This is a genomic window from Vibrio nomapromontoriensis, from assembly GCF_050337205.1.
In the GTDB taxonomy this organism is placed as follows: Bacteria; Pseudomonadota; Gammaproteobacteria; order Enterobacterales; family Vibrionaceae; genus Vibrio; species Vibrio nomapromontoriensis.
The window spans coordinates 57,932-84,537 of sequence record NZ_JAKJSS010000006.1 but is presented as its reverse complement, the minus strand read 5'-3'; the positions used below and the strand labels follow the sequence as shown (position 1 = coordinate 84,537).

Here is a 26,606-nt window from a genome sequence, read left to right as displayed (position 1 = left end):
TCCGCTTCATACAACATTGAATACATGAATATTCAAGATACATTACTTAACAAAAGGTTACGCAATCAGGTGACTTTGTGCCAGTTTTTTTCACCGCTTTAACTTTATTTTCATAAGACACAAAAAAAGCCGCTCAAAAGAGCGGCTTTTTAAACGGTCTATCAGTTAAATCTTATAAGATTTAAACTTATAGTACGTCGATAGCGTTAAGGTCAGCGAACGCTTTCTCTAGACGAGTTACCATAGAAGCTTGACCTGCACGTAGCCATACGCGTGGATCGTAGAACTTCTTGTTTGGTGCAGCTTCGCCAGTTGGGTTGCCGATTTGACCTTGTAGGAAATCAAAGTTTTCAGCAGAGTAAGTACGGATACCGTCCCAAGTCGCCCACTGTGTATCAGTATCGATGTTCATTTTGATAACACCGTAGCCGATAGACTCTTGGATTTCTGCTTCAGAAGAACCAGAACCACCGTGGAATACGAAGTTTAGAGCGTTAGGTGCGATACCGAACTTCTCTGCACAGTATGCTTGAGAATCACGTAGGATAGTTGGAGTCAGTACCACGTTACCTGCTTGGTAAACACCGTGTACGTTACCGAAAGAAGCCGCGATAGTGAAACGTGGGCTGATAGCCGTTAGTTTCTCGTATGCGTACGCTACATCTTCTGGAGAAGTGTAAAGCTCAGATGCGTCCATGTGAGAGTTATCAACGCCGTCTTCTTCACCACCAGTACAACCTAGTTCAATCTCTAGAGTCATGCCCATTTTCGCCATGCGAGCTAGGTATTGACCAGAGATTTCGATGTTCTCTTCTAGAGACTCTTCAGAAAGGTCAATCATGTGAGAAGAGAATAGTGGCTTACCAGTTTGAGCGAAGAACTCTTCACCCGCGTCTAGAAGGCCGTCGATCCATGGTAGTAGTTTCTTAGCAGCGTGGTCAGTATGAAGAATAACTGGAACACCGTAAGACTCAGCTACAGCGTGTACGTATTTCGCACCAGCAACTGCACCTAGGATTTGTGCGCCTTGACCTTCAAGCTTAACGCCTTTACCAGCAAAGAAGCCAGCGCCACCGTTAGAGAACTGAACAACAACTGGAGCTTTTACTTTAGCTGCTGCTTCAAGAACACCATTGATAGAGTCAGTGTTAACCACGTTTACTGCAGGAAGTGCAAATTTGTTCTCTTTTGCTACTTCAAATACTTTCTGTACGTCATCGCCAGAGATAACACCAGGTTTTACGAAGTCGAAGATCTTAGACATGGAATAAGTCCTATTTTCTGTCGTTTTAAATAAAAAAGGGCAATCGTTTGCTCACAATGGGCGGCATTGTATCAAAGTTAACCACGCATTGCAGCATAGATAAAAGCGAGCTATAAGCTCGCTTTATCAAAAAATAATTAAGCTTTAGCGCGCTCTTCAAGCATCGCTACTGCTGGTAGTACTTTTCCTTCAACAAACTCAAGGAACGCACCGCCACCAGTTGAAATATAAGACACGTCAGCTTTAATGCCAAACTTGTCGATAGCCGCTAAAGTATCGCCACCGCCAGCTACAGAGAAACCTGCAGATTCTGCGATTGCTTTAGAGATACCAGCCGTACCTGCTTCAAAGTTTTTGAATTCAAATACGCCTACTGGGCCATTCCAAAGAATAGTTTTAGCGTTGCCGATGATTTCTGCAAGCGCCGCAGTTGAATCAGGACCAAGGTCAAAGATCATGTCGTCGTCTTGAACGTCAGCCACGTTTTTGATTTCAGCTTCTGCGTTTTCATCAAATGCTTTTGCACACGCTACGTCAGTGGCAACAGGAATTGCACACTCTTTCATTAGCTTCTGCGCGGTTTCAACTAGGTCTGCTTCATAAAGAGACTTACCTACGTTGTGGCCTTCAGCTGCAATGAACGTATTTGCAATACCACCACCAACAACCAGTTGGTCAGCGATTTTAGAAAGAGACTCAAGAACAGTAAGCTTAGTCGATACTTTAGAGCCACCAACAATAGCAACAAGAGGACGAGCTGGGTTGTCCATTGCTTTGCCTAGAGCTTCAAGCTCAGCAGCAAGAAGAGGACCAGCACACGCGATTGGCGCGTTCATGCCAACACCGTGTGTAGACGCTTGAGCACGGTGAGCCGTACCAAATGCATCCATTACGAAGATGTCACAAAGTGCAGCATACTGCTTAGACAATGCTTCTTCGTTTTTCTTCTCGCCTTTGTTGAAGCGAACGTTTTCAAGAACGACTAGCTCACCTGCGTTTAGCTCTAGGCCATTTAGGTAATCTTTTGCTAGTTTAACGTCGCAATCAAGTGCGTCGTTTAGGTAGTTAACAACAGGTTGTAGAGAGAACTCTTCAGCGTATTCGCCTTCAGTAGGACGACCTAGGTGAGAAGTCACCATAACTTTAGCACCTGCTTCTAGGCAAAGCTTGATGGTTGGTAGCGATGCTAGGATACGAGCATCTGAAGTTACTTTGCCTTCTTTTACAGGAACGTTTAGGTCAGCACGGATAAATACGCGTTTACCTGCTAGATCCAGGTCAGTCATCTTGATTACAGACATGTTTAGTCCTCTCAACTAAAAATAAATAAAGTTTTTGAAAACTCGGCATCATGCCAAGTTTATGAATTCATCAACTGCTTACTTATATTGAGCCCATCAATATTAATTTCAACCCTCAAAATTAATATTTTGCTCAAGTAGCATCTTAAACTATTGGGACGCTTGCATAGCTAAAGCCGTATCAAGCATCCGGTTGGCGAAGCCCCACTCATTGTCACACCACACTAGCATTTTGACTAAACGTCCATCGCTGACTCGCGTTTGCGTACCATCAACAATTGCGCTGTGTGGATCATGATTAAAGTCGATTGAGACTAGCGGCGCTTCAGTATAGTCAACAATGCCGTCTAATGTACACCGAGATGCGTTAATAATGACTTGATTTACGTCATTAACTTTCACATTTGTATTTATAGTTACACTTAAATCCATAGCGGTGACATTAACTGTTGGTACTCGTACAGAAATTGCTTCAAATTTGTTAGAAAATTTCGGAAATATTCTCTCAATACCTTTATGAAGTTTGGTATCGACAGGAATGATGGATTGACTCGCAGCTCGGGTACGACGTAAGTCCGGGTGATAAGCATCGATCACTTGCTGATCGTTCATCGAAGAGTGGATTGTCGTAATAGTACCCGAGTCGATACCAAAGGCCTCATCAAGCACTTGTATAATAGGCACAATACAATTCGTCGTACATGAACCGCTAGATACGATGGTGTGCTCCTTTTTAAGGGAGTCGTGATTCACACCATAGATGATGGTGTTATCGATATCATGATCGCCAGGGTGTGAAAATAGTACCTTTTTCGCACCCGCAGCAATATGCTCTAAGCCATCGGCTCGACTACCAAAAACACCCGTACAATCTAAAACAATATCGACATCTAAATTACGCCACGGCAATAAATTAATATCCGCGAGGTGAAGAATTCTAATGCTGTCAAATTCGCCGTTGGAATGATTAACATACAAATGCTCTTGATCATGAGAAATCGTCTTAGCGAATCGACCATGACTGGTGTCATATTGAAGCAAATGAGCCATTGCTTCTGGTTGAGCGAGTTCATTCACTGCGACGATTTTTATTTTATCATTCTTGCCGCTTTCATAGATTGCTCGAAGGACATTTCGTCCAATGCGACCAAAGCCGTTAATTGCTACCTTTAGCATCGCATGACATCCTTAAATTCACGTTATAGAGGGTGTGCATATTAACCGATCGACATCGATTACGCGACATCGTTTACGCAACTTGGTTTCACAACATTAGCTTCATGACATAGCGTTCACATTCATGCTTTTTGCAATAATCACGGGAAAAAACATAAATCGTTGCGAAGCACTCCAATAAATGCCCCTCAGACAACCAAGTGAGAGCTGCTACTATCGATATGACGCATTTTCTTCGTGCCATTTGAACGACCTCGTTTTCACTGCACAGGAGGTGTGCTCATGTTTACAGGCAAACATCATTGCCAGTCATGCAATAAAGAAACTATTCATAAAGAGGTCTTGATAAGAAAACCTAGCAGCTATGACCAACAGCCTACTTTCCTGGGACGGTTTAAGCTATTGCTGCATAGCTTTATTAACGGCGGGCATTACTACGATATGGATCGCTATATAGCGTGCCAAACTTGTGGACAACGTAAGTTGGATAACAAGGGTAATGAATTTGAATAGACATAAAAAAACCGAGCCTTAGCTCGGTTTTTCATTTCAAGAAACAACAAGCTTACGCTAAAAGCTCTTTTGCAGTATTCACAACGTTTTCCGTTGTAAAGCCAAACATTTTGAATAGCTCACCTGCAGGTGCAGACTCACCAAATGTTGTCATACCGATGATCTTGCCACCAAAGCCAACATACTTGTACCAGAAATCAGCAATACCGGCTTCAACTGCAATACGAGCTGTCACGTCAGATGGAAGTACAGATTCACGGTACTGCGCATCTTGCTTATCAAACGCGTCAGTTGCTGGCATTGAAACCACACGTACCGCTTTACCTTCAGCAGTCAATTGCGCAGCCGCTTCAACCGCTAGCTCAACTTCAGAGCCAGTAGCAATTAGAATTAATTCCGGTTTGCCTGCACAATCTTTCAGGATGTAACCACCCTTGGCGATGTTTGCTACTTGCTCAGCGTCACGATCTTGCTGCGCAAGGTTCTGACGAGAGAAGATAAGCGATGTTGGGCCATCTTTACGCTCAATCGCCAGTTTCCAAGCAACAGCAGATTCAACTTGGTCACATGGGCGCCATGTGCTCATGTTTGGAGTTAAACGTAGAGAAGCAATTTGCTCAACCGGTTGGTGAGTCGGACCATCTTCACCAAGACCAATAGAGTCATGCGTGTACACTTGGATGTTTTGAACTTTCATCAAAGCAGCCATGCGCATTGCGTTACGAGCGTATTCCATGAACATTAGGAATGTCGCGCCGTATGGTACGAAACCACCGTGTAGAGCGATGCCGTTCATGATAGCCGTCATGCCGAATTCACGCACACCGTAGTGGATGTAGTTGCCAGAGAAGTCTTCTGCCGTTAGCGACTTAGAGCCAGACCACATGGTTAGGTTAGAAGGCGCAAGGTCAGCAGAGCCGCCCATGAATTCTGGAAGCATTTGACCAAATGCTTCTAGGGCATTTTGTGATGCTTTACGCGATGCGATGTTTGCTGGGTTAGCTTGTAGCTCAGCAATGATTGCGTTAGCTTTTTCTTCCCACTCAGCAGGCAGTTCACCGTTTGTACGACGGGTAAACTCAGCCGCAAGCTCTGGGTAAGCTGCTGCGTAAGCGTCAAACTTGGCATTCCACGCTGCTTCTTTTGCCGCGCCCGCTTCTTGTGCATTCCATTGTGCGGCGATATCCGCTGGAATTTCAAACGGACCATGTTCCCAACCCAGTGCCGCCTTCGTTGCTGCGATTTCATCAGCACCTAATGGTGCGCCGTGACAATCGTGCGTGCCTGCTTTGTTTGGTGAACCAAAACCGATAACGGTTTTTGTACAGATTAGCGTTGGACGAGGATCAGCTTTAGCAGCGATGATAGCAGCATTAATGGCGTCAGAGTCGTGACCGTCAACCGCAGGGATAACATGCCAACCGTAAGCTTCAAAACGCTTAGGCGTATCGTCAGAGAACCAGCCTTCTACTTCGCCATCAATCGAGATGCCATTGTCATCCCAGAAAGCAATCAGCTTACCAAGACCTAGCGTACCCGCTAGTGAGCATGCTTCATGTGAGATACCTTCCATCAGGCAGCCATCACCCATAAAGGCATACGTGAAGTGATCTACGATGTCGTGACCTTCTTTGTTGAACTGCGCCGCCAACGATTTTTCTGCCATCGCCATACCAACCGCGTTGGTGATGCCTTGACCTAGTGGGCCCGTCGTCGTCTCAACACCCGGCGCATAACCATATTCTGGGTGACCTGGGGTTTTAGAGTGTAACTGACGGAAGTTTTTCAGATCATCAATTGATAACTCGTAACCGCTTAAGTGAAGCAGAGAATAAATCAACATAGAACCGTGGCCGTTTGACAAAATAAAACGATCACGATCAGCCCATTCAGGGTTTTGTGGATTGTGATTTAGGTGAGAGCGCCAAAGTACTTCGGCGATATCAGCCATACCCATAGGGGCGCCTGGGTGACCAGAGTTGGCTTGTTGAACACCATCCATGCTAAGGGCACGGATTGCATTAGCTAATTCTTTACGAGACGACATGTCTGCTCCTGAGTGCATTAAGCGAATTTCAAGTTGATTCCTTGCTGAATAAAGTCAGCGGCGAGCATTGTCGCAAAGCCCCCCAACCTCTGCAAACGTTTTACCGTCATTTTGAGCATTTTTACTGGGTTTTTTTTACCCGTTCCATTGTGATACCTCCAAAATGCGCAAACGTTTGGCTATAACATAAAAGTAAAAATCGCTTGATTCTCAAACATCGATGACTAGAATAGACGTCTAGATGTAGATACACCTACAAAATATCATTGTATTTTTTATAGGCGAGCACAATATTGCTGGCCTTATTTAACTGTAATTGGAGCTCTCATGGCTAAGCACCTGTTCACTTCTGAATCTGTTTCAGAAGGACATCCTGATAAAATTGCTGACCAAATTTCTGATGCTGTACTTGACGCGATTCTAGAACAAGACCCGAAAGCGCGTGTTGCTTGTGAAACGTATGTAAAAACAGGCATGGTAATGGTTGGTGGTGAAGTCACGACCTCAGCGTGGGTAGACATCGAAGAGATCACTCGTGAAACGGTACGCGAAATTGGCTACGTTCACTCAGATATGGGCTTTGATGCCGATTCTTGTGCGGTACTAAACACCATTGGTAAACAATCTCCAGATATCAACCAAGGCGTTGATAAAGCCGATCCTAAAGATCAAGGCGCGGGTGACCAAGGTATCATGTTTGGTTACGCAACCAACGAAACGCCAATCCTAATGCCAGCGCCGATTACTTACTCTCACTTACTTGTGAAAAAGCAAGCTGAAGTTCGTAAGAGCGGTAAACTTGATTTCCTTCGTCCAGATGCGAAATCTCAAGTTACCTTCCAATACGACCAAGGTAAGATTGTTGGTATCGATGCGGTTGTACTTTCAACTCAGCACTGCGATTCAGTCACAACACCAGACCTTCGTGAAGCCGTAATGGAAGAGATCATCAAGCCAGTGCTTCCTGCTGAATGGATCAATAAAGACACCAACTTCTTCATCAACCCAACTGGTCGTTTTGTTATCGGCGGCCCTATGGGTGACTGTGGTCTTACGGGTCGTAAAATCATCGTTGATACTTACGGCGGCGCAGCTCGCCACGGTGGCGGGGCATTCTCTGGTAAAGATCCATCAAAAGTTGACCGCAGTGCCGCATACGCAGCACGTTATGTAGCAAAAAATATTGTTGCTGCTGGCATGGCGGATCGTTGTGAAATTCAATTGTCGTACGCTATCGGTGTTGCTGATCCAACTTCAATCATGGTTGAAACATTTGGTACTGAGAAAGTCGCACACGACATCATCATTGAAGCGGTTCGTCAAAACTTCGACCTGCGTCCATACGGTCTTCAAGAAATGCTGAACCTGCTTCAGCCTATCTACAAGCAGACTGCTGCATACGGTCACTTCGGCCGTGAAGAATTCCCTTGGGAAGCGACAGATAAAGCGGCAATCCTACGTGATTTTGCTGGCATTAAATAACGCCGTCCGTTAGCACGTATCGCTATAGACTCAAGCACGCAAGCCCTCAAAAAATATTTGAGGGCTTTTTTTTACTATTGCTAGTTATTTCAATCACTTTGTTGCACAAGTGTTAAATCACCTCTTTATAGCCCATCTTTTCTACCCTACAAAAATTGTGTTTTCTCCCGACTAGGTCAATAGTTAACCTTAAGAGTAATGATGCAGAATGAGAATTACGCTAACTCATCGACACGTATCCTTAACTCCATTCTGGGAACACGCTGTGCCAATACCGTGATCAAATGATCATACGGCTCGTTAATGTCCCTTAAATCAGAGACGAAGGCCAGATTGTCAAATCAGGGAGGACATATGCCTCGAACCGCTCAGACAGAAGACTTCCACAAGAAACACGAAGTCAAAGATAAAGATTACGCTAAAACCATACCTTGTAATCAAGTCAGTATTTCTGCGCCATTTCACTGGCTAGCACTAGGACTGCATGACTTAGTTAGAATGCCCGTCATCAGCGCCTTTTATGGACTGTGCTTTACCGCAGCAGCTGTCGCGATTGTTCAATTAGTACAATGGCAAGGCACCCATTTGGTTATCATGCCAAGCCTTGTCGTGTATATGCTCATAGGCCCCTTCCTTGCTTTAGGGCTTTATGACGCTGCATGGGAGAGAGAGAAAGGTCGTAAGGCCAGCTTATTTCATTCTATGAAAGCCATTGGACGCAACTCCACCTCACAATGGGCATTTGCCGTATTGCTGGCTGTTGCTATGATATTTTGGATGAGAATAGCGGCGCTTTTACATGCACTCTACCCATCCGTTCAAGGTGCGCCGTTGACAGAGTTTGCTCCATTTCTCATTACGGGCTCCATAATTGGTTTTGTCATCGCGAGCATCATATTCAGTTTATCGGCTTTCTCCATTCCACTAATGATGGAGCGTCGAGTCGATGTGATGACGGCGGTTTTCACCAGTTTTAATGCGGTCAAATCAAATATCCCAGCCATGATTGTCTGGGCATTCATTATTTGCGGCGGAATACTGATCGGCTTTGCCACCTTTGGGCTAGGAATGATCGTCACCATGCCAATATTAGGTTACGGTACTTGGCATGCCTATCATGAAGTCATTAAGAAAAGACACCATACGTAGTCTTGCTTTACTCACTCGCTAACCTACAATAACGCCCTTCTATAGGGCGTTATTAGGTTTAACAATGGCTCCATTGACAACTGACTTACACTATCGAGCATCAAAGCGTTTGGCTGAGTGTATGGCCATTGCCGAGCAGCATTTCCAACAGGCTCTGCCTATACCGACACTCAGTTTTAAGTTGAGAGGTAAAGCGGCGGGCAAGGCCTATCTGCAGTCATGGGAAATTAGACTTAACCCAATCCTCTTTACAGAAAACAGCGACACTTTTATAGAAGAGGTGATCCCACACGAGATCGCCCACTTGCTCGCCTTTAAGTTCTATGGTCGCGTTCCTGCTCACGGCGCTCACTGGCAATCCATAATGCACCACGTATTTAATGTTTCGCCTAAAACCACACATGCCATGGATGTCACATCAGTACAGGGCAAAACATTTGAATATCAATGCCAGTGCTCAACCTACCCGTTGACGATTCGCCGACACAACAAAGTACAACGGCAACAAGCACGCTACTTATGTCAAAAATGTCGCGGTGCTCTTCAATTCTCGGGTAAGCAGCTTAGCTAGTATCCACTAAGTCGCTAATATCAAATAAGGTAGTAGTCATAGGCTAAAGTGCGATCTACACTAGGTTACCTAGCACTTTTATCAGACTTATAAATGACCATTCGCGTGACTTCAGCCCTTGTATTAGGCCTACTTTTTCTGCCCTTAACCGTACAATCAGCACCACCGAGTAGCTTTAGCTCAGCCAAAAGGCAAGCGGTTAAAATCTACGCCGATCACCCTATTAGCTTTTACTGCGGTTGTGATATTCAGTGGCAAGGAAAAAAAGGCACGCCTGATCTTGCCTCTTGTGGCTATCAAGTTCGTAAGCAGCTAAAACGCGCCAGTCGTATTGAATGGGAACATGTTGTCCCAGCGTGGCAATTTGGCCACCAGCGTCAATGTTGGCAGGAGGGCGGTCGAAAGAATTGCACCAAAAATGACAAAACATTCCGGTTAATGGAAGCGGATCTTCATAACCTGACGCCAGCTATTGGCGAAGTGAATGGCGATCGCTCCAATTACAATTTTAGTCAGTGGAATGGCATTGATGGTGTGAGCTACGGTCGATGCGAAATGCAGGTCAATTTCAAACAACGTAAAGTGATGCCACCAGATCGCGCGAAAGGGTCGATTGCTCGCACCTATCTTTATATGAGCCAAGAGTATGGCTTTACGTTGTCAAAGCAGCAAACACAGCTTATGAATGCGTGGAATCGCTCTTATCCCGCTGATGCATGGGAGTGTGAGCGCGACAAACGTATTGCCTCTCGACAAGGCAACAACAACCCTTTTGTTGTAGCAGCCTGCCGTGATCGCTCATAGCACCGACTCGTTGACTATTTTAGCCAGCAAGCCCTTGTAATTTCTGGGGCTTGCATCCATGTTATACCTCAATACCTTTTTGTTCGTTGGAAGCTACTATGCGCATACCTCGTATTTATCACCCTGAAACCATCGTAGACTTGGGTCGACTCGCACTGAGTGAGGATGCGTCCAATCACATTGGCCGTGTATTACGAATGAAAGAAGGCCAAGACGTATTACTCTTTGATGGCAGTGGGCATGAATTCCCTGCTACCATAGATGAAGTCACAAAAAAATCGGTCACCGTCGCCTTAACCAACAAAGTTGCTAACAGCATTGAGTCTCCGCTCGATCTGCATTTAGGGCAAGTGGTCTCTCGCGGCGACAAAATGGAATTTACCATTCAAAAGTCCGTTGAATTAGGCGTCAATACCATCACTCCGCTTATTTCAGAGCGTTGCGGTGTAAAACTGGATCCCAAGCGCTTTGAAAAAAAGATGCAGCAATGGCAAAAGATCGCCATTAGCGCCTGTGAGCAGTGCGGCCGCAATACGGTGCCAACCATACGCCCAATCATGTCATTAGAACAATGGTGTGCAGAGCCCTCTGAAGCGCTAAAACTCAATTTACACCCTAGAGCAAAATACTCGATTAACACACTACCTGAACCAATTAACAAGGTCAGACTGTTGATAGGCCCTGAAGGTGGCTTGTCACCTCAAGAGATCGAGATGACGGAACAATACCAATTTGAAGAAACCCTGCTTGGCCCCCGCGTACTGAGAACAGAAACCGCTGCCCTAACAGCGATCACTGCCCTTCAAGTACGCTTTGGCGATTTAGGCTAACTGGAGAATACGCATGATTAAACTCGGAATTGTAATGGACCCTATCTCGTCCATTAATATCAAGAAAGACTCTAGCTTTGCCATGATGCTCGAAGCGCAGCGTCGTGGCTATGAAATCCATTATATGGAAATGCAAGACCTGCACCTTGACCAAGGCGTTGCGGTTGCGGATACAAAAACCGTAACACTTAAAGAAGATCCGGCAAGCTGGTATGAGTTTACCTCAGAGCAGACGATTGAACTTGCCGATCTTGACGCGGTGCTAATGCGTAAAGATCCTCCTTTTGATACTGAGTTTATCTATGCGACCTATATTCTTGAACGAGCAGAAGAGAAAGGCACATTAATCGTTAACAAGCCGCAAAGCTTGCGCGACTGTAATGAAAAGCTCTTTACGGCGTGGTTCCCTGAACTCACCCCAACCACTATCGTGACCCGTAAAGCGGAAAAAATTAAAGCTTTCCGTGATACTCATGGTGATGTAATCCTAAAGCCGTTAGACGGTATGGGCGGCGCTTCCATTTTCCGCGTCAAGCAAGATGATCCAAACGTGTCTGTGATTATTGAAACACTCACCAATCACGGGCAAAACTACGCAATGGCGCAGACTTTTGTTCCAGATATCAGTAACGGTGATAAACGTATTCTTGTGGTTGACGGTGAGCCAATGCCATATTGTCTTGCTCGCATCCCGGCAAAAGGGGAGACACGTGGCAACCTTGCAGCAGGTGGAACTGGCGAAGCTCGTCCACTAAGTGAGACAGATAAACAAATTGCCCTAGCGGTTGCTCCCACTTTGAAGGAGAAAGGGTTAATATTTGTAGGTCTTGATGTCATTGGCGATAAGCTGACAGAAATCAATGTGACGAGCCCAACCTGTATTCGCGAGATTGAAGCGGCATTTGATGTTTCTATTACCGGTAAACTGATGGATGCCATTGAACGCCGATTAGGTAAATAACTGGGGTTTATACCGATGGTGAATACCCTAGTATAAGCCGGCGGTTATTACTAATGGTGAGCACCACTGGTCCCAAACCATGTCACGTTAGGAGGCGAAAATGAACTTAGCCAATCATTTTCTTGTAGCAATGCCCGGGATGAAAGACCCTTATTTTCAACGCACGGTTATCTATGTGTGCGAGCACAATGACGATGGTGCGATGGGGATTATCATCAATACCCCGATTGATGTCACCGTGGCCAACATGCTTTTACAAGTACAAAATGAGCTACCTATCGCCTCCCAAACACAACATAGTAAAAGCCTAGATGAACCGGTTTTAAATGGGGGCCCAGTCTCTGAAGACCGAGGCTTTATCCTGCATAAACCTAAAGATAAATATCAATCCAGCATTCAAATTACCGAAAAAATTTCCGTTACTACATCTAAAGATATCCTCGCGGTACTCGGCACTGACGCTCAACCAGAAAACTATTTGGTTGCCTTAGGCTACGCTGGGTGGGAGGCGGGTCAATTGGAAACGGAATTGGCGGATAACTCTTGGCTAACGATTGAAGCGGACACCAGCGTGATCTTTGATACGCCCGTCAAAGATCGCTGGCACAGCGCGGTCCAAATGCTCGGTATTGATATTGCACACCTCTCCACTCAAGTTGGGCACGCATAGTCATGACAACAAGAACCATACTCGCCTTTGATTTTGGTACCAAAAGTATCGGAAGTGCCATAGGGCAAGAAGTTACAGGGACCGCAAATCCTTTAAAGGCATTTAAAGCCAAAGATGGAATTCCCAACTGGGATGACATTGAGAAAACGATTAAAGAGTGGCAACCCGATTTAATCGTTGTTGGATTACCGACCGATCTTCATGGCAAAGATCTCGAGAGCATTACCCCAAGAGCGAAAAAATTTGCTAATCGATTGCACGGTCGTTTTGGTCTGCCCGTAGAGCTTCAAGATGAGCGCTTATCAACGACAGAAGCGAGAGCTGATCTGTTTAGTATGGGCGGTTATAAAGCTCTATCGAAAGGCAATGTCGATTGTCAATCGGCAGTCGTAATTCTAGAAAGCTGGTTTGAGGCGCAATGGGGCTAGGCTCGCGTCAAGTCGCTGACATATCCTCGTTCACTTTAAAGCAAGACAAACAATAGATACAAAAAAGGATGGCTAAAGCCATCCTTTTTTACTTTCATCGACCAATTAGTCCACTTTTAGCTCTTGAAGCATCGAGTCAGGCAATGCCAATTCATCGTTTTTATTTACTTGAATACCTGCTGCAATGATCGTCGTAGCAATCGATTTAGCCTCTTCTAGAGAGTGCATCGCGGCCGTACCACATTGGTACTCATTCAACTCAGGGATCTTATTTTGGCTTTCTACTTTTAGTACGTCTTGCATTGAGTCTAACCATGCTTGTGCAACATCGGACTCAGAAGGCGTGCCAATCAAACTCATGTAAAAACCAGTACGGCATCCCATTGGAGAAATGTCGATAATTTCAACTTGGTCACCATTTAGATGCGCACGCATAAAGCCCGCATACAAATGCTCAAGTGTATGAATCCCTGTTTCAGACAAGATATCTTTATTAGGAACAGTAAAGCGAAGATCGAACACAGTGATCGTATCCCCTTTTGGGGTTTGCATCGTTTTTGCCACGCGCACAGCAGGAGCGTGCATTTTAGTGTGATCGACGGTAAAGCTATCCAATAAAGGCATCGTTATTTCTCCGTTAAGGCTTCAAGAGGTGAAGCTCTGAATTCATTAGTGTGTGATTATTGTAAAAGCACAGCACACACGGTGCAAGCCGAGTATTATCAGGCTCGGCTTACGTACAAATTGACTTAGTGCCGTACTAGTCAATTTTTGTTTGAAGGTGAGCAAAGTAATCGGCCAAAAACTCATCAAAGCCTTGCGTATCTGCTGCTTCAATGTCTTTTTGCGCCGCAAATGAGCGAGTCACTTCTTCTTCCATCATCGCCTCACTATAAGTGCGATAACGTTGTTCTGTGTTGCTATTTCGGTATTTTTTACCCAGTTCACAGCCCACTTTTCCTAAACCACCTAATTCTTTCGTCATCGCCAATAACTGACCGGAAATAGTTTGCTGAGGATCATCATTCCATTGTTCTAACAAGTTGCACACCGCGACATAATCATCACTACCGTGCGCTTCATCCATGACAATAGCTATACTGCGAAGATCTTCAAAGACGCGCTTAACCCAAAGCTGGCTAGAGAGTTTTTCACCTTCACAACCAATTTTAAGCTCCAAGCCTTTTTTACGCCCTTCAAGAATGACTTTGTTCCAGTTCTGACGCCAGCATTCCAGCTCACAATCATCCATCGGCTCTGAATCTTTCAGCGCACACCACGTGATAAATAGATCGAGGAAACGAATCTGCTCTTTTGTAATACCAATAGGACTAAATGGATTCACATCCAACGAACGGACTTCAATGTATTCAACACCGGCTCTCGATAGCGCTTCAGACGGTTTTTCCCCGTTTTTCGCTACTCGCTTTGGTCGAATGGGTGCATAGAGCTCATTTTCAATTTGCAGAACGTAATCATTTAATTGACGGTATTCACCGTCAACTTTGACACCAATTTTGGCAAAGTCATCCGATGGGGTATGAATCGCTTCATTCAACCCTTCTAAATATTGATTTAGGCTGTTAAAACCGATTTTTAGCGAGCTTTGCGCATTGTTGGTATAGCCCAAATCACTCAGGCGTAATGACGTCGCTTCAGGGAGATAAAGCGTCCCGCCAATTTTCTCAAACGGTAACGCACTCTCTTTTCCTTGTACAAACGAACTACACAAGGCTGGCGACGCGCCAAAGAAATAAGGAATTAACCACCCAAAACGGTAGTAGTTGCGAATTAAGCCAAAATACCCTTCCGATTTAGATGCTTGACGAGATGTCTCATCTTGTTCGCCATATAGTGCATCCCAAAAAGACTCTGGGAACGAAAAGTTAAAGTGCACACCTGAGATAACCTGCATCAAACTGCCATAACGGTGCTTTAAACCTTGTCGGTACAAGGTTTTCATTCGCCCTGCATTCGAACTGCCGTACTGAGCAAGGGCAATATCATCTTCTTTGCCGACGTAGCAAGGCATCGAAAGCGGCCATAGCTTTTCGTTGTCTAACTTCGCTTGAGTGAAGTGATGAATATCTGACAATTGATTAACGAGAGTATCCACGTCGTGGGAGACTGGCGTAATAAACTCGAGTAATGATTCAGAAAAGTCCGTTGTAATATATTCATTCGTCAGCGCAGAACCTAGCGCTGTAGGGTGAGGCGTCATAGCCAACTGGCCATCTTCGGTATAACGTAACGTCTCTCTTTCTACACCGCGACCAAACTCTTTAAAGACAGTCTGATCTTTAGCAACCTGCTCCAGTCGCGTAGCAAAATTAGTCAAAATGCGATTCGCTTATATGTTGTTGTTCCAATTGAGGGCTAGGTGAAACATTATCAATGCCACTCCTATCCCCCCTATATGGTCACTCTATTGAGAGATTTCAAGCATTTCAATTGGAATATTCAGTTTCTCTAATTGTGGTTTTAATGTCTTGGCATCACCCACAACAATAATTTGATACTGGCTTGGGTCAAACCATTTTGCCGCTAAGGTATCCAACTCTGATTTCTTAACGGTTTCAACGATCTCATTACGCTGCTTGAGGTAATCTCTGTCTAAACTATAGGTCAAAATACTCGACAGTAAGCTGGCTTTTTGACTTGGTGTTTCATAGGTCAGTGCATCTTGCTGACCTACGGCTAATCGCATGAAATTCAGTTCTTCTTCTGTCATGCCATGTTCGCTGTAGTTTGCTAACTCTTTAAGCAACTCTTCAATGGAAGGAATGGTTGAGTCGGCACGCACTTGCGCACTAAAGACGATCGCGCCCACTTCGCGGTTACTCGCAAAGTAACCACTCGCACCATAAGTGTAGCCTTTATCTTCACGTAAATTCTGATTAATACGACTATTAAAGTTACCCGCTAAGTTAAAGTTAGCTAGGCGGCTCAAGTATAATTCCCCCGTGGCATCAAAGCGCATTCCTTGCCGTACCAATCGGACAATGCTCTGTGGCGCGGCGGGTTTATCCACCAAATAAATATGCTGACCAGCTAACGGCTTCACCGCTTCTGGCGCCAAAAGAGGGGCAGCTGCACCCTGCCAGTTTTTCCAAAAGCCAAGATTTTGCTCTATCTGTTTACGGCTTACATCACCAACCACCACAATTTGCGCACTTTGCGGCGTGTAGTGCGAACGATAGAAGGCTTTAACTTCATCGAGTGTAATGGAGGCAATCGACGACTCTGATCCGTCAGAAGAACGCCCAAAGACCGTATCACCAAACAGCACATCACGTGTTGCTTGCGATGCCATCCAACTTGGTTTCTGATGCTGATACACCAACCCTTCTAACATTTGCGCTTTCAAACGGTCAAAATCACTTTGCTTCATCGCAGGATTAAACAACACGTCTTGAACTAACGCCAATGTTTGAGTCAGGTTCTTCTCTAATGACGACACGGTGACTTGTGTCGTGTAGGAGCCAGCGCTAATACTAATTTGGCTACCAAGCTGGTCAAGCTTCGCTTGCAGTTCTTCCACACTTAATGTTGTTGTGCCCTCTTCCATCATGGAGGCTGTCATGCCAGCAAGGCCTTCTTTGCCTCTCTCGACGTAACGCTCTCCCGCTGGTAACTGAAAATGTATTTCTACCGTTGGTGTTTCTGAGCTCACTGTACCAAGTAGCTCACTACCGTTATCAAAGTGTATTTGATACAAATCTGGCATGGTCGCTTTTACAGCCTGCGCCACTTCTGGCATCGCGCTGCGATCAAAATCATCAACCGGACGGCGGAACGTTAATTGATCTTCGGTCACTTTTGCATAACTCGGCAATGTCCGTTGAGGGGTTTCAAAGTTAGCCTGTTGTACTGCCATATCCGACTGCCCACTCGGCACGACACTTAATGTCACTTTCGGTTTGTTGTTGATGAATTGATTGTAAGCCGCTTTAACATCTTCAGGTGTGACAGCACGGATCTGAGTGAGCTGCTGTTCTAATCTGTCTGGTTGATTAAAGAAGGTTTGGTTAGACGCAAGCTGCGTGACTTTACCTTTAACACTTTGCAACGCAAAGACTGAGCCTGATTCAGACAATCCCGTGATCTGATCTAAACGAGCCTGACTAATGCCTTCTTTTTCAAACTCATCCAGCGTGCTCAACAATTCTTGATAAAGTGCTTTTAAACCATCTTTATCTGTTGAAGCGCCCATTGCATACACAAAGAAATTGCATGACAACTCATTACATTCGGTAAAAGCACCTGCATCGAGCGCTTTCTGAGTCTTAATCAACTTTTGATACAGTAATCCATTCGTCCCGCCACCAATAGCATCAGCCATTGCTTCGAGTGTGGCTTGATTGTCAGCCCCTCTATAGCTATTGGTCGGCCAGCCTATGACAACCATAGGTTGACGAATTCGGTCTTCCAACGTGACATAACGATCATTGGGAACAATCGCTGGCTGTTTCGGCGCCTTATCAACACTTGGACCTTTAGGAATGGATCCGTAGTACTTATTAATCCACTGCAGTGTCTGCGCGGTATCGATATCGCCACCAATCGTTAATACCGCATTATTCGGGCCATACCAACGTAAAAAGAACGCTTTCAAATCATTCACGTCAACACGATCTAAATCTTCCACATAACCAATTGGCTGCCACGAATATGGGTGCCCTTCTGGATACATGGCTTCACCCATTTTTTCCCAAACTAAGCCGTAAGGGCGATTATCGTAATTTTGTGCGCGTTCATTTTTTACTGTATCTCGCTGGATCTCAAATTTGTGCTGAGAAACCGCGCCCAGTAAAAAACCCATACGATCGGCTTCAAGCCATAGAATTTTTTCTAATTGGTTAGCCGGTACGGTTTCAAAGTAATTTGTACGATCGCGTGTCGTCGTACCATTAAGCGTACCTCCGGCTTCGGTGATAATCTTAAAATGCTGCTGATCACCAACGTGTTCCGAGCCTTGAAACATCATATGCTCAAAAAAATGTGCAAAGCCTGACTTACCCACTTCTTCGCGCGCAGAACCAACATGATAAGTGACATCGACATGCACTAACGGATCGGAATTATCTGGGGCAAGAATGACAGTCAATCCATTATCTAGCTGGTACTTCGAGTACGGAATCATCGTTTTACTCGGATCTGGCTTCGCTTCTTCAATAAGGCGAACACCATCAGGCAAATCAGCTGTCGTTGATGTTGTGGTATCACTACTACAACCGTAAATAAAGACTAACGACATCATGCCGAGCCAGATCTTTTTCATATATGCTCCTTAGAAGAGACCAAAGAAGATCGCTGCCAATGCAGCGTAGCGAAGCGCCTTACCAATTGCGATAAGTACAACACAAGGAAGAAATTTCATTCTTAACCACCCTGCGGCTAAACACAGGGGGTCACCAATGACAGGTAGCCAACTGAACAACAGCGTCCAGTAACCGTATTTTTGTATCCATGCTATGGCTTTATGACCATGCTTTTCGTTTTGAGTTCGATTTGGTAACCAAAGACCAATCCAATAATTCGTCAGCCCACCTAGAGTGTTACCAATCGTCGCCACCAAAATAACGGTCAAAGTACTGTACTGACCCAGACTTAACGTTGCAACTAATCCAGCTTCCGACCCACCGGGTAGCAACGTCGCACTTAAAAAACCGGAGATAAATAAAACCGCTAGCGCAGAGTCGGCAAACCAAGACTGCGCAAGATATTGAGAAAACGACTCTAACATTGCATATCCAATAAGACTTTCCCACGAGTGCGGCTGGTTTCAACTTGCTTATGAGCGTTAATAACATCATGCCATGGGAAAATGTGCTGTATTTCTGTTTTCAGTAAACCGACTCCGACCATATATAGCAATGTCTCCATCTGTTTAGGGTCTGGCGACACCAACATGCCGCTGGCACTAAAACCTAGCAGCGTCGCTTTCTCACAGACGAGTTCAGCCGTCACTGTAGGAATGGTGATCACTCGTGCATGGTCTTTTAAACACTTCAATGCATCAAGTGCAACATCTCCGCCAACAAGATCAATCAGGACATCGATATCAGATAACCGTTCCGAGGCAGGTGCAAATTGATAGTTAATCGCGTGTGCACCAAGCGTCGCCAGATAGTCTAAATTAGCTTCACTGCATGTGGTATACACTTCCGCTTTTGTCGCAATCGCAATTTGCACCGCAATATGCCCCACACCACCCGCTCCTGCTAAAATAAGTACACGCTCGCCTTCTTTAACTTGCGCTTTATTAATCGCTTGAGCGGCAGTTTGACCAGCTAAAGGCAATGCCGCCGCCGCTTCTAAGGTCACTGTGCTAGGGACTGAGGATAGCTCGCTCTCTGGGACGCAAACGTATTGGCTATACCCCCCACCTCGAACTGGAAACCCAATAAAGCCTGCCACTTCATCACCAACAGAGAAACGGGATACATTGTCGCCGCACTGCTCGATTTTCCCCGAAATGTCATATCCAGGCACCCAAGGCAAGTTATCTTTATTCTCACTGGCTGCCCAACCAAGACCCGCCCGTGTTTTGACATCAATTGGATTAATGCTAGAAAAAGCGACTCTGACTAGCACTTCCCCCTTGCGGGGTGTTGGCATGTCAATCTCACGCGTTTGGAGCACCTCTGGAGCGCCAAATTCAGGGATTACAATTTGTTTGCATTGCATGTCACTATCCTTTTTTCGTGCAGTGACAACATATTAGCCATTTAGTACCCAGACTACTAGGTCATTAAATCAACCATTCACTGCCGCTATGTAACAAAATAAGCGCCAGATATCGTATCTGAAATACGACAGGCAACAAAAAGGGGAAGCTTAGCTCCCCCCTTTTACTATCTAGCAACCTGATTAGCCAACCAGCGCCAGTAGTATGCCTGCCGCAACGGCTGAGCCTAATACACCAGCAACATTTGGTCCCATCGCATGCATCAACAAGAAGTTTTGTGGGTTGGCCTCTAAACCAACTTTATTCACAACTCGCGCTGCCATCGGTACCGCAGAAACTCCTGCTGCGCCAATGAGTGGGTTAATGTCCTCTTTAGAGTACTTATTAAGAAGCTTAGCCATAAGCACGCCTCCGGCAGTACCAATACTAAATGCCACGGCCCCTAAGGCTAAAATGCCTAAGGTTTCAAAGTTTAAGAACTGATCCGCCTGTAACTTTGAACCAACACCTAACCCTAAAAAGATAGTTACGATATTGATAAGTTCGTTTTGCGCGGTTTTGGATAGACGATCAACGACACCAGCCTCACGCATCAAGTTACCAAGACAAAACATTCCGACCAATGGCGTTGCTGAAGGTAAGAACAAGATAGTCATCAACAAGACAGCTAGAGGAAAGAGGATCTTCTCACCTTTACTAACATGACGCAGCTGAGCCATTTTTATCTTGCGCTCTTCCGGAGTCGTCAGTGCTTTCATGATAGGCGGCTGAATTATCGGTACCAATGCCATGTAACTATACGCAGCAACCGCGATGGCTCCCAATAAATCTGGGGACAAACGGCTGGCTAAGAAAATAGCCGTCGGCCCGTCGGCACCACCAATAATGGCAATCGACGCCGCATCTGGCATAGAAAACTCCATACCAGGCACGTAGTTAAGTAAAATTGCGCCAAATAGCGTTGCAAAAATACCAAACTGAGCCGCAGCGCCTAGCCATAACGTTTTCGGGTTGGCAATTAATGCCCCGAAATCGGTCATAGCGCCAACGCCCATAAAGATTAGCAATGGAAAAACGCCAGTTTCAATACCGATGTAATACACGTAGTACAATAAACCGCCAGGATCGGTAAATCCAGCATTAGGGATGTTAGCGAGTACTGCGCCAAAGCCGATCGGCAATAGTAACAGTGGTTCAAAGCCCTTCTTTATCGCTAAAAACAGCAATAAACCACCGACTAACATCATACAGATCTGGCCAAACTCAAAGTTAGCGATCCCTGTTTCTGACCATAAGGTCATCAATCCGTCCATGGTACTCCCTTACGCCAAACTAACGAGAGGTGCGCCAACGGTAACCGCATCGCCCTCTTTGACATGTATATCGTGCACCACACCACTTTGTGCTGCTCGGACTTCTGTTTCCATTTTCATGGCTTCTAAAATCAGTAGTACGTCGCCCTCTTCCACCTGAGCACCGGACGCGACGTTAACCTTAAAGATATTACCTGCCAACGGTGCACCCACCGCTTCTACGTTCGTAGCCGCAACTGGGGCTGCTTGTACAGGAGCGGCGGCCGCTGAAGGCGTTACTGATGTGAGTTCACCTTTAGGACCGACTTCAACATCATAAACTTGTCCATCAACCTTCACGCTATAAGACTCAATCCCACCACTGCTCGGTGCCGGAGACGCTGCTTGAGCAACTGGTTTCGCTGTTTCTAACGTCGGTGCTGGTTCAAATGCATCGGGGTTGTGACGATTTTTTAAGAACTTTAACCCTACTTGTGGGAATAAAGCATACGTCAATACATCATCAACCGTATCCTCTGCTAAGGAAATCCCCTCGGATTTAGCTTTAACGAGCAGCTCATCGGTTAATGTATGCATTTCCGCTTCTAATCGATCCGCAGGACGACAAGTAATAGGCTCTGCACCATCGAGTACTTTCGCTTGTAGCTCGGCGTTCACTGGTGCTGGCGCAGTTCCGTACTCACCTTTGAGGACACCAGCAGTCTCTTTAGTGATACTCTTATAACGCTCACCAGTCAGCACATTAATGACCGCTTGAGTACCGACAATTTGCGATGTTGGCGTGACCAATGGAATATGCCCTAAGTCTTCGCGTACGCGAGGGATCTCTTCAAGTACTTCATCAAGACGATCAGCGGCGCCCTGCTCTTTAAGTTGACCTTCCATGTTAGTCAACATGCCACCCGGAACCTGAGCAATCAAAATACGCGAATCGACACCTTTCAGTTGTCCTTCCCATTTTGCGTATTTTTTACGAACTTCTCTAAAGTAAGCCGCGATAGGCTCAATTTGTTCTAGTTTGAGGTTAGTATCACGCTCAGTCCCTTGTAACATCGCCACCACGGTTTCAGTTGGTGTATGACCATAAGTCTGACTCATTGATGAAATAGCGGTATCTAAGATATCAATACCGGCCTCAACCGCTTTTACTGCCGTTGCAGCAGATAAACCCGTTGTAGCATGGCAATGCAACGCGAGTGGCACATCACAAGACTCTTTAATTCTAGTAATAAGATCTTCTGCTTCATAAGGTTTTAAAAGACCTGCCATGTCTTTTATACAAAGAGAGTGACAGCCAAGATCTTCAAGGCGTTTCGCTAGATCAACCCAAGTATTCGTGTTGTGTACTGGGCTTGTGGTGTAAGACAATGTTCCTTGTGCATGGGCACCCACGTCAACGGTTGCCTTCACTGCTTTTTCAAAGTTGCGAACATCGTTCATCGCATCAAAGATACGGAAAACATCCATGCCATTTGCATGAGCACGTTCAACAAACTTTTCCACTACGTCATCAGCATAATGGCGGTAACCCAATAAATTCTGACCACGCAGAAGCATTTGCATGGGCGTATTTGGCATTGCCTTCTTTAGTTCACGTAAGCGCTCCCAAGGATCTTCACCCAAGAAACGAATACATGAATCAAAAGTGGCACCGCCCCATGTTTCCAACGACCAGTAGCCGACTTTATCCAGCTCGGCGGCAATAGGTAACATATCTTCAATTCGCATACGGGTAGCAAACAGCGACTGATGGGCGTCACGAAGTACCACGTCCGTGATAGCTAGTGGTTTAGACATGCTCATTAACTCCTTTTAATCTTAACTCAATCTATTTTGCGGCCGAAGTGCGGTATTGGTGTACGGCTGCAGAAATAGCAGCGACAACACTTGGGCTAACAGTATTCGACGGGGATAGTGATGGTTTAGTTTGTTTTGGGGCAGCGATCGGCTCTGGCGCTTCTTCTGGCACCAATTTCGACATTAACCGAACGAGATAAACAAGAATAGTTAGAAATACGAATACAACGGACATGCCCGTTAGCATTAGGGTAGCCGCATCGCCTAGCAGGCTTCCAATATTAGTCATTTTGCGTCCTTTCTTTGTCATCCTGACAAGTCATTCAACCAAGTACTAGGCATCATTGCCTAAGGTTAGATATGCATACGTTCTTACATTGCTTCCATTGCAAGAGGACTAGGATTATCTCGATTGGTGAAAGTTTGTCAATTTTGTTTAATCTAGAGTTGCCATTAAAACGTTATTCAAACGAAAAACTATGATGAAGGCGACAATTTATCGTGTAAGACACGTTACACAGAACTTCATACTGAGTGAACAACATAACAAAGTAAGGGTTTAAAACTGAGACACGCTTAAAATTACAAGTAACTTTCTTTTAAAAAACAGTCATTTGTAATAATAAGGTTAGCGATATGATAAAATTTTGTTAATAAAAAACCCCGCCAAAGGCAGGGTTTTAAATAAGTGGCGCGTCCTGGAGGATTCGAACCTCCGACCGCCTGGTTCGTAGCCAGGTACTCTATCCAGCTGAGCTAAGGACGCACAGACGTTTAATATTACTATCAAACATTTTCAAATTGTGGCGCGCTCTGGAGGATTCGAACCTCCGACCGCCTGGTTCGTAGCCAGGTACTCTATCCAGCTGAGCTAAGAGCGCACAAAGTTTTAATATCGTATTCTTTTCAAGAAAACCATATCAGGATCTAAGACCCTAAAAGGTGGCGCGTCCTGGAGGATTCGAACCTCCGACCGCCTGGTTCGTAGCCAGGTACTCTATCCAGCTGAGCTAAGGACGCACGGGATGTTTAATATTGCTATCAAACATTTTCCAAATTGTGGCGCGCTCTGGAGGATTCGAACCTCCGACCGCCTGGTTCGTAGCCAGGTACTCTATCCAGCTGAGCTAAGAGCGCACAAGGTTTTGATGTCGTATTCTTTTTCAAGAAAACTGCATCAGGGTCTAAGACCCTAAAAAGTGGCGCGTCCTGGAGGATTCGAACCTCCGACCGCCTGGTTCGTAGCCAGGTACTCTATCCAGCTGAGCTAAGGACGCGCAGTATGCTCGATATTACTATCAAACATTTTCAAATTGTGGCGCGCTCTGGAGGATTCGAACCTCCGACCGCCTGGTTCGTAGCCAGGTACTCTATCCAGCTGAGCTAAGAGCGCGCAGAATGTGAAGCATATCACATTAGATTGTCTTGAGAACAAAAAAATTGACTCAAGGTCAATAATGGCGGTGAGGGAGGGATTCGAACCCTCGATACGGCTATAAACCGTATACTCCCTTAGCAGGGGAGCGCCTTCAGCCTCTCGGCCACCTCACCGTCTTGTATTGCTAATCTTCCTTTGCAAGAGGAAGTGGCGCGCTCTGGAGGATTCGAACCTCCGACCGCCTGGTTCGTAGCCAGGTACTCTATCCAGCTGAGCTAAGAGCGCATCATTTACTTCGCTTTATGAATTCCTTCACAAAATTAAGTAGTGCAAGAATGGCGGTGAGGGAGGGATTCGAACCCTCGATACGGCTATAAACCGTATACTCCCTTAGCAGGGGAGCGCCTTCAGCCTCTCGGCCACCTCACCGTCTTGCGGAGGCACATATTACGATTTACCAAAAATAAGTCAAACACTTTCTTGGCAAAAATTGCAAAAAACAGCTTAACCGTTGGCAAATTAATCAAAGTGCCACATAAGCACATTTTCACTGTTTAAAATTCGCACTAAGTCTAAGACATAATAGCAAATTGTAGATAATAAAAAGGCCAGCAAAATGCTAGCCCTCTTTAAAAGAAATTAGTAGTTGCTAGGTGCAACATTACCATTTCCCTTTTCTGCTTGAATGCGCATGTAAATTTCTTCACGGTGCACTGATACTTCTTTAGGAGCATTAACACCAATGCGAACCTGGTTACCCTTTACACCCAATACAGTAACAGTGACTTCGTCACCAATCATTAATGTTTCACCAACACGGCGAGTCAAAATCAGCATTCTTTGCTCCTTGAGTAATCTCTAATTATCTTGCTACGAAACACATTATCCAACATAAGTTATATTTTCGTAAACTATCTTCTAACAACTATTTACCCCAAATAGGCCAATTTCTCTTCTCTTGAAACGGTGTCATTGGAAATAATGTAGTTATCATGCAGTACGTTAGCCGCTTTGTCGATAGCCTCAGAGGCTATAACGAAAGTAAATGAGTGTTTATCTTCACAAAAGTGTAGAACAGATATTTCCGCCAAGTTGAGAAGTTGTTGAGATTGTGAGGTAAAGGATGGCGAGATATCCCCCACAACGGTCACTAGCCCCACTGGACTTTTTTCTGTCACAGCCTCGGATAACATGGCCATAACTCGATGTATCGCATCAGGCTGAGCAATTAGGATGTAATCAGCGTCATCGGTAATCTGACATTCAATCTCTATACCACATAACTTGATTTGCTGGTCAATACGCTGCTTTTGCTGCAAGGGTATCGATATTGCTAACAAGTGCTTTTGCAATGCGACACCTGAAATACCTGACGCAGGGACTCGCCCCTTAACCAACGTGCCGGCTCCGGACTCAAAACTGGAGAGAACACGTAGAGGAACATCATTCTCCCCAGCATACATCACGCAAGGCAGGTGCAATACCTTTGCCCCTCTTTTCGACATTACCTCCATCGTGGTAAAGTCGATACTCTCTAAACACTTCGCATTCACTACTATACGTGGGTCAGCGGTATAAATGCCGGCTACATCAGTGTAGATTTGGCACTCATCAGCCAACAGCGCACCCGCTAGTGTCACTGCGGTTGTGTCCGACCCTCCCCTTCCCAAAGTGGTAATATCGCCAAGGGCATTAACCCCTTGAAAACCAGCAACAATAACAATGAGATCGTCATCTAGGTAACTCTGTATTGCTTGCGGGTTTATTTCGCTAATCGTGGCGTGGTTATGCAGATTATTTGTCTGGATCTGAGCTTGATGCCCTGTCAATGAGACAGAGTGGTGACCTAATTTACTCAAGGCCATGGCTAACAATGCCATTGACACCTGCTCCCCCGTAGACAGCAGGACATCGAGCTCACGAGCATTCGGTACACTATCAATTTGTTTTGCTAACTCGACTAAGCGATTTGTCTCACCTGACATCGCAGAGACCACAACCACAAGTCGATTTCCCGCAAGTTTAGCTTGAATCACTTGCTCTGCAACACTTTGAATACGCTCAATAGAGCCGACCGAAGTCCCACCAAATTTTTGTACGATTAGCGGTTTTTTCACCAGTTTTCACCATCCCAGACAGCTGTAATGTGTCTCTTACCCACAGGAGCCCTATACCAATTGTCTGCTTAACCTGTCATTGACGCTAGCGACGGTTTAAACATTCGAAGCACA

23 protein-coding genes and 9 tRNA genes are annotated in these 26,606 nt (G+C 45.3%); 9 read left to right on the top strand and 23 right to left on the bottom strand.

Going from position 1 to position 26,606, the window contains the following annotated elements:
• Nucleotides 1-187 precede the first annotated feature (187 nt).
• From fbaA to epd, 3 genes are all read right to left on the bottom strand, one after another.
• Nucleotides 188-1,264, bottom strand: coding sequence for a class II fructose-bisphosphate aldolase (gene fbaA, locus L4D05_RS00565; protein WP_265673590.1), 1,077 nt, complete (start codon nt 1,262-1,264; stop codon nt 188-190).
• A gap of 137 nt (nt 1,265-1,401) precedes the next feature.
• Nucleotides 1,402-2,565, bottom strand: a complete 1,164-nt coding sequence (locus L4D05_RS00560) for a phosphoglycerate kinase (protein WP_428750328.1) — start codon at nt 2,563-2,565, stop codon at nt 1,402-1,404.
• A 150-nt stretch (nt 2,566-2,715) separates the two neighbouring features.
• Nucleotides 2,716-3,741: an erythrose-4-phosphate dehydrogenase gene (gene epd / locus L4D05_RS00555; RefSeq protein ID WP_428750327.1), complete on the bottom strand. Its 1,026-nt coding sequence runs from the start codon at nt 3,739-3,741 to the stop codon at nt 2,716-2,718.
• A 282-nt stretch (nt 3,742-4,023) separates the two neighbouring features.
• Here epd and L4D05_RS00550 point away from each other — a divergent pair, with 282 nt between their 5' ends.
• Entirely contained in the window at nt 4,024-4,254 is a 231-nt protein-coding gene (locus tag L4D05_RS00550) for a hypothetical protein (RefSeq protein WP_428750326.1), read from the top strand.
• Between the two features lie 52 nt (nt 4,255-4,306).
• Here L4D05_RS00550 and tkt read toward each other — a convergent pair whose 3' ends face one another.
• Nucleotides 4,307-6,301: a transketolase gene (tkt, locus tag L4D05_RS00545; RefSeq protein WP_428792738.1), complete on the bottom strand. Its 1,995-nt coding sequence runs from the start codon at nt 6,299-6,301 to the stop codon at nt 4,307-4,309.
• Nucleotides 6,302-6,628: 327 nt separating this feature from the next.
• Between tkt and metK the strand changes: the two genes are divergently transcribed.
• From metK to ruvX, 8 genes are all read left to right on the top strand, one after another.
• Nucleotides 6,629-7,783 carry a methionine adenosyltransferase gene (gene metK, locus L4D05_RS00540; protein ID WP_428792737.1) on the top strand — a complete coding sequence of 385 codons (1,155 nt, stop codon included), beginning with the start codon at nt 6,629-6,631 and terminating at the stop codon, nt 7,781-7,783.
• A gap of 354 nt (nt 7,784-8,137) precedes the next feature.
• Nucleotides 8,138-8,932 (top strand): DUF2189 domain-containing protein, encoded by a 795-nt coding sequence (locus L4D05_RS00535; protein WP_428792736.1) that lies wholly within the window; start codon nt 8,138-8,140, stop codon nt 8,930-8,932.
• 64 nt (nt 8,933-8,996) lie between these two features.
• The gene (locus L4D05_RS00530) at nt 8,997-9,503 is read left to right on the top strand and encodes a SprT family zinc-dependent metalloprotease (protein WP_428750323.1); all 507 of its coding nucleotides are present in this window, start codon (nt 8,997-8,999) and stop codon (nt 9,501-9,503) included.
• Between the two features lie 93 nt (nt 9,504-9,596).
• Nucleotides 9,597-10,307: an endonuclease gene (locus L4D05_RS00525; protein WP_428792735.1), complete on the top strand. Its 711-nt coding sequence runs from the start codon at nt 9,597-9,599 to the stop codon at nt 10,305-10,307.
• A gap of 98 nt (nt 10,308-10,405) precedes the next feature.
• Nucleotides 10,406-11,137: a 16S rRNA (uracil(1498)-N(3))-methyltransferase gene (gene rsmE, locus L4D05_RS00520; RefSeq protein ID WP_428750321.1), complete on the top strand. Its 732-nt coding sequence runs from the start codon at nt 10,406-10,408 to the stop codon at nt 11,135-11,137.
• Nucleotides 11,138-11,150: 13 nt separating this feature from the next.
• Nucleotides 11,151-12,098, top strand: coding sequence for a glutathione synthase (gene gshB / locus L4D05_RS00515; RefSeq protein WP_250615845.1), 948 nt, complete (start codon nt 11,151-11,153; stop codon nt 12,096-12,098).
• Nucleotides 12,099-12,198: 100 nt separating this feature from the next.
• The gene (locus tag L4D05_RS00510) at nt 12,199-12,768 is read left to right on the top strand and encodes a YqgE/AlgH family protein (RefSeq protein WP_428750320.1); all 570 of its coding nucleotides are present in this window, start codon (nt 12,199-12,201) and stop codon (nt 12,766-12,768) included.
• A 2-nt stretch (nt 12,769-12,770) separates the two neighbouring features.
• Nucleotides 12,771-13,196, top strand: coding sequence for a Holliday junction resolvase RuvX (gene ruvX, locus L4D05_RS00505; protein WP_428750319.1), 426 nt, complete (start codon nt 12,771-12,773; stop codon nt 13,194-13,196).
• A 105-nt stretch (nt 13,197-13,301) separates the two neighbouring features.
• Here the strand turns inward: ruvX and luxS are convergent, their stop codons facing one another.
• From luxS to L4D05_RS00410, 19 genes are all read right to left on the bottom strand, one after another.
• Nucleotides 13,302-13,820, bottom strand: coding sequence for an S-ribosylhomocysteine lyase (gene luxS / locus L4D05_RS00500; RefSeq protein ID WP_428750318.1), 519 nt, complete (start codon nt 13,818-13,820; stop codon nt 13,302-13,304).
• A gap of 136 nt (nt 13,821-13,956) precedes the next feature.
• Nucleotides 13,957-15,534 (bottom strand): glutamate--cysteine ligase, encoded by a 1,578-nt coding sequence (gshA, locus tag L4D05_RS00495; protein ID WP_428792734.1) that lies wholly within the window; start codon nt 15,532-15,534, stop codon nt 13,957-13,959.
• Between the two features lie 87 nt (nt 15,535-15,621).
• On the bottom strand, nt 15,622-18,477 hold the full coding sequence (locus tag L4D05_RS00490) for a M16 family metallopeptidase (RefSeq protein WP_428792733.1): 2,856 nt from the start codon (nt 18,475-18,477) through the stop codon (nt 15,622-15,624).
• Nucleotides 18,478-18,486: 9 nt separating this feature from the next.
• On the bottom strand, nt 18,487-18,942 hold the full coding sequence (locus L4D05_RS00485; protein ID WP_265676308.1) for a YqaA family protein: 456 nt from the start codon (nt 18,940-18,942) through the stop codon (nt 18,487-18,489).
• Nucleotides 18,936-19,886 carry an NADP-dependent oxidoreductase gene (locus L4D05_RS00480; protein ID WP_428792732.1) on the bottom strand — a complete coding sequence of 317 codons (951 nt, stop codon included), beginning with the start codon at nt 19,884-19,886 and terminating at the stop codon, nt 18,936-18,938. Before L4D05_RS00480 ends, L4D05_RS00485 begins: the two co-directional genes overlap by 7 nt.
• Before the next feature lie 183 nt (nt 19,887-20,069).
• On the bottom strand, nt 20,070-21,200 hold the full coding sequence (locus L4D05_RS00475) for a sodium ion-translocating decarboxylase subunit beta (RefSeq protein ID WP_250615855.1): 1,131 nt from the start codon (nt 21,198-21,200) through the stop codon (nt 20,070-20,072).
• Nucleotides 21,201-21,209: 9 nt separating this feature from the next.
• Complete coding sequence (gene oadA, locus L4D05_RS00470; RefSeq protein WP_428792731.1) at nt 21,210-22,997, bottom strand: sodium-extruding oxaloacetate decarboxylase subunit alpha; 1,788 nt, start codon at nt 22,995-22,997, stop codon at nt 21,210-21,212.
• Between the two features lie 31 nt (nt 22,998-23,028).
• Nucleotides 23,029-23,286: an oxaloacetate decarboxylase subunit gamma gene (locus L4D05_RS00465; RefSeq protein WP_265676312.1), complete on the bottom strand. Its 258-nt coding sequence runs from the start codon at nt 23,284-23,286 to the stop codon at nt 23,029-23,031.
• 400 nt (nt 23,287-23,686) lie between these two features.
• Nucleotides 23,687-23,763: transfer RNA gene (locus L4D05_RS00460), tRNA-Arg, on the bottom strand.
• Nucleotides 23,764-23,801: 38 nt separating this feature from the next.
• Nucleotides 23,802-23,878: transfer RNA gene (locus tag L4D05_RS00455), tRNA-Arg, on the bottom strand.
• Between the two features lie 62 nt (nt 23,879-23,940).
• Nucleotides 23,941-24,017: transfer RNA gene (locus L4D05_RS00450), tRNA-Arg, on the bottom strand.
• 40 nt (nt 24,018-24,057) lie between these two features.
• Nucleotides 24,058-24,134: transfer RNA gene (locus L4D05_RS00445), tRNA-Arg, on the bottom strand.
• Between the two features lie 63 nt (nt 24,135-24,197).
• Nucleotides 24,198-24,274: transfer RNA gene (locus tag L4D05_RS00440), tRNA-Arg, on the bottom strand.
• Between the two features lie 39 nt (nt 24,275-24,313).
• A tRNA-Arg gene (locus tag L4D05_RS00435) sits at nt 24,314-24,390 on the bottom strand.
• A 65-nt stretch (nt 24,391-24,455) separates the two neighbouring features.
• Nucleotides 24,456-24,548, bottom strand: a tRNA-Ser gene (locus L4D05_RS00430).
• Between the two features lie 35 nt (nt 24,549-24,583).
• A tRNA-Arg gene (locus tag L4D05_RS00425) sits at nt 24,584-24,660 on the bottom strand.
• Nucleotides 24,661-24,711: 51 nt separating this feature from the next.
• Nucleotides 24,712-24,804: transfer RNA gene (locus L4D05_RS00420), tRNA-Ser, on the bottom strand.
• Between the two features lie 210 nt (nt 24,805-25,014).
• Complete coding sequence (gene csrA / locus L4D05_RS00415; RefSeq protein WP_099611788.1) at nt 25,015-25,212, bottom strand: carbon storage regulator CsrA; 198 nt, start codon at nt 25,210-25,212, stop codon at nt 25,015-25,017.
• A gap of 92 nt (nt 25,213-25,304) precedes the next feature.
• Entirely contained in the window at nt 25,305-26,492 is a 1,188-nt protein-coding gene (locus tag L4D05_RS00410; RefSeq protein WP_428750313.1) for an aspartate kinase, read from the bottom strand.
• Nucleotides 26,493-26,606: the final 114 nt, after the last annotated feature.

Excerpts from the sequence above, each read along its gene's own strand:
- fbaA (WP_265673590.1), bottom strand. The coding sequence starts at position 1,264 with ATGTCTAAGATCTTCGACTTCGTAAAACCTGGTGTTATCTCTGGCGAT.
- L4D05_RS00560 (WP_428750328.1), bottom strand. The coding sequence starts at position 2,565 with ATGTCTGTAATCAAGATGACTGACCTGGATCTAGCAGGTAAACGCGTA.
- epd (WP_428750327.1), bottom strand. The coding sequence starts at position 3,741 with ATGCTAAAGGTAGCAATTAACGGCTTTGGTCGCATTGGACGAAATGTC.
- L4D05_RS00550 (WP_428750326.1), top strand. The coding sequence starts at position 4,024 with ATGTTTACAGGCAAACATCATTGCCAGTCATGCAATAAAGAAACTATT.
- tkt (WP_428792738.1), bottom strand. The coding sequence starts at position 6,301 with ATGTCGTCTCGTAAAGAATTAGCTAATGCAATCCGTGCCCTTAGCATG.
- metK (WP_428792737.1), top strand. The coding sequence starts at position 6,629 with ATGGCTAAGCACCTGTTCACTTCTGAATCTGTTTCAGAAGGACATCCT.
- L4D05_RS00535 (WP_428792736.1), top strand. The coding sequence starts at position 8,138 with ATGCCTCGAACCGCTCAGACAGAAGACTTCCACAAGAAACACGAAGTC.
- L4D05_RS00530 (WP_428750323.1), top strand. The coding sequence starts at position 8,997 with ATGGCTCCATTGACAACTGACTTACACTATCGAGCATCAAAGCGTTTG.
- L4D05_RS00525 (WP_428792735.1), top strand. The coding sequence starts at position 9,597 with ATGACCATTCGCGTGACTTCAGCCCTTGTATTAGGCCTACTTTTTCTG.
- rsmE (WP_428750321.1), top strand. The coding sequence starts at position 10,406 with ATGCGCATACCTCGTATTTATCACCCTGAAACCATCGTAGACTTGGGT.
- gshB (WP_250615845.1), top strand. The coding sequence starts at position 11,151 with ATGATTAAACTCGGAATTGTAATGGACCCTATCTCGTCCATTAATATC.
- L4D05_RS00510 (WP_428750320.1), top strand. The coding sequence starts at position 12,199 with ATGAACTTAGCCAATCATTTTCTTGTAGCAATGCCCGGGATGAAAGAC.
- ruvX (WP_428750319.1), top strand. The coding sequence starts at position 12,771 with ATGACAACAAGAACCATACTCGCCTTTGATTTTGGTACCAAAAGTATC.
- luxS (WP_428750318.1), bottom strand. The coding sequence starts at position 13,820 with ATGCCTTTATTGGATAGCTTTACCGTCGATCACACTAAAATGCACGCT.
- L4D05_RS00490 (WP_428792733.1), bottom strand. The coding sequence starts at position 18,477 with ATGAAAAAGATCTGGCTCGGCATGATGTCGTTAGTCTTTATTTACGGT.
- L4D05_RS00485 (WP_265676308.1), bottom strand. The coding sequence starts at position 18,942 with ATGTTAGAGTCGTTTTCTCAATATCTTGCGCAGTCTTGGTTTGCCGAC.
- L4D05_RS00480 (WP_428792732.1), bottom strand. The coding sequence starts at position 19,886 with ATGCAATGCAAACAAATTGTAATCCCTGAATTTGGCGCTCCAGAGGTG.
- L4D05_RS00475 (WP_250615855.1), bottom strand. The coding sequence starts at position 21,200 with ATGGACGGATTGATGACCTTATGGTCAGAAACAGGGATCGCTAACTTT.
- oadA (WP_428792731.1), bottom strand. The coding sequence starts at position 22,997 with ATGTCTAAACCACTAGCTATCACGGACGTGGTACTTCGTGACGCCCAT.
- L4D05_RS00465 (WP_265676312.1), bottom strand. The coding sequence starts at position 23,286 with ATGACTAATATTGGAAGCCTGCTAGGCGATGCGGCTACCCTAATGCTA.
- csrA (WP_099611788.1), bottom strand. The coding sequence starts at position 25,212 with ATGCTGATTTTGACTCGCCGTGTTGGTGAAACATTAATGATTGGTGAC.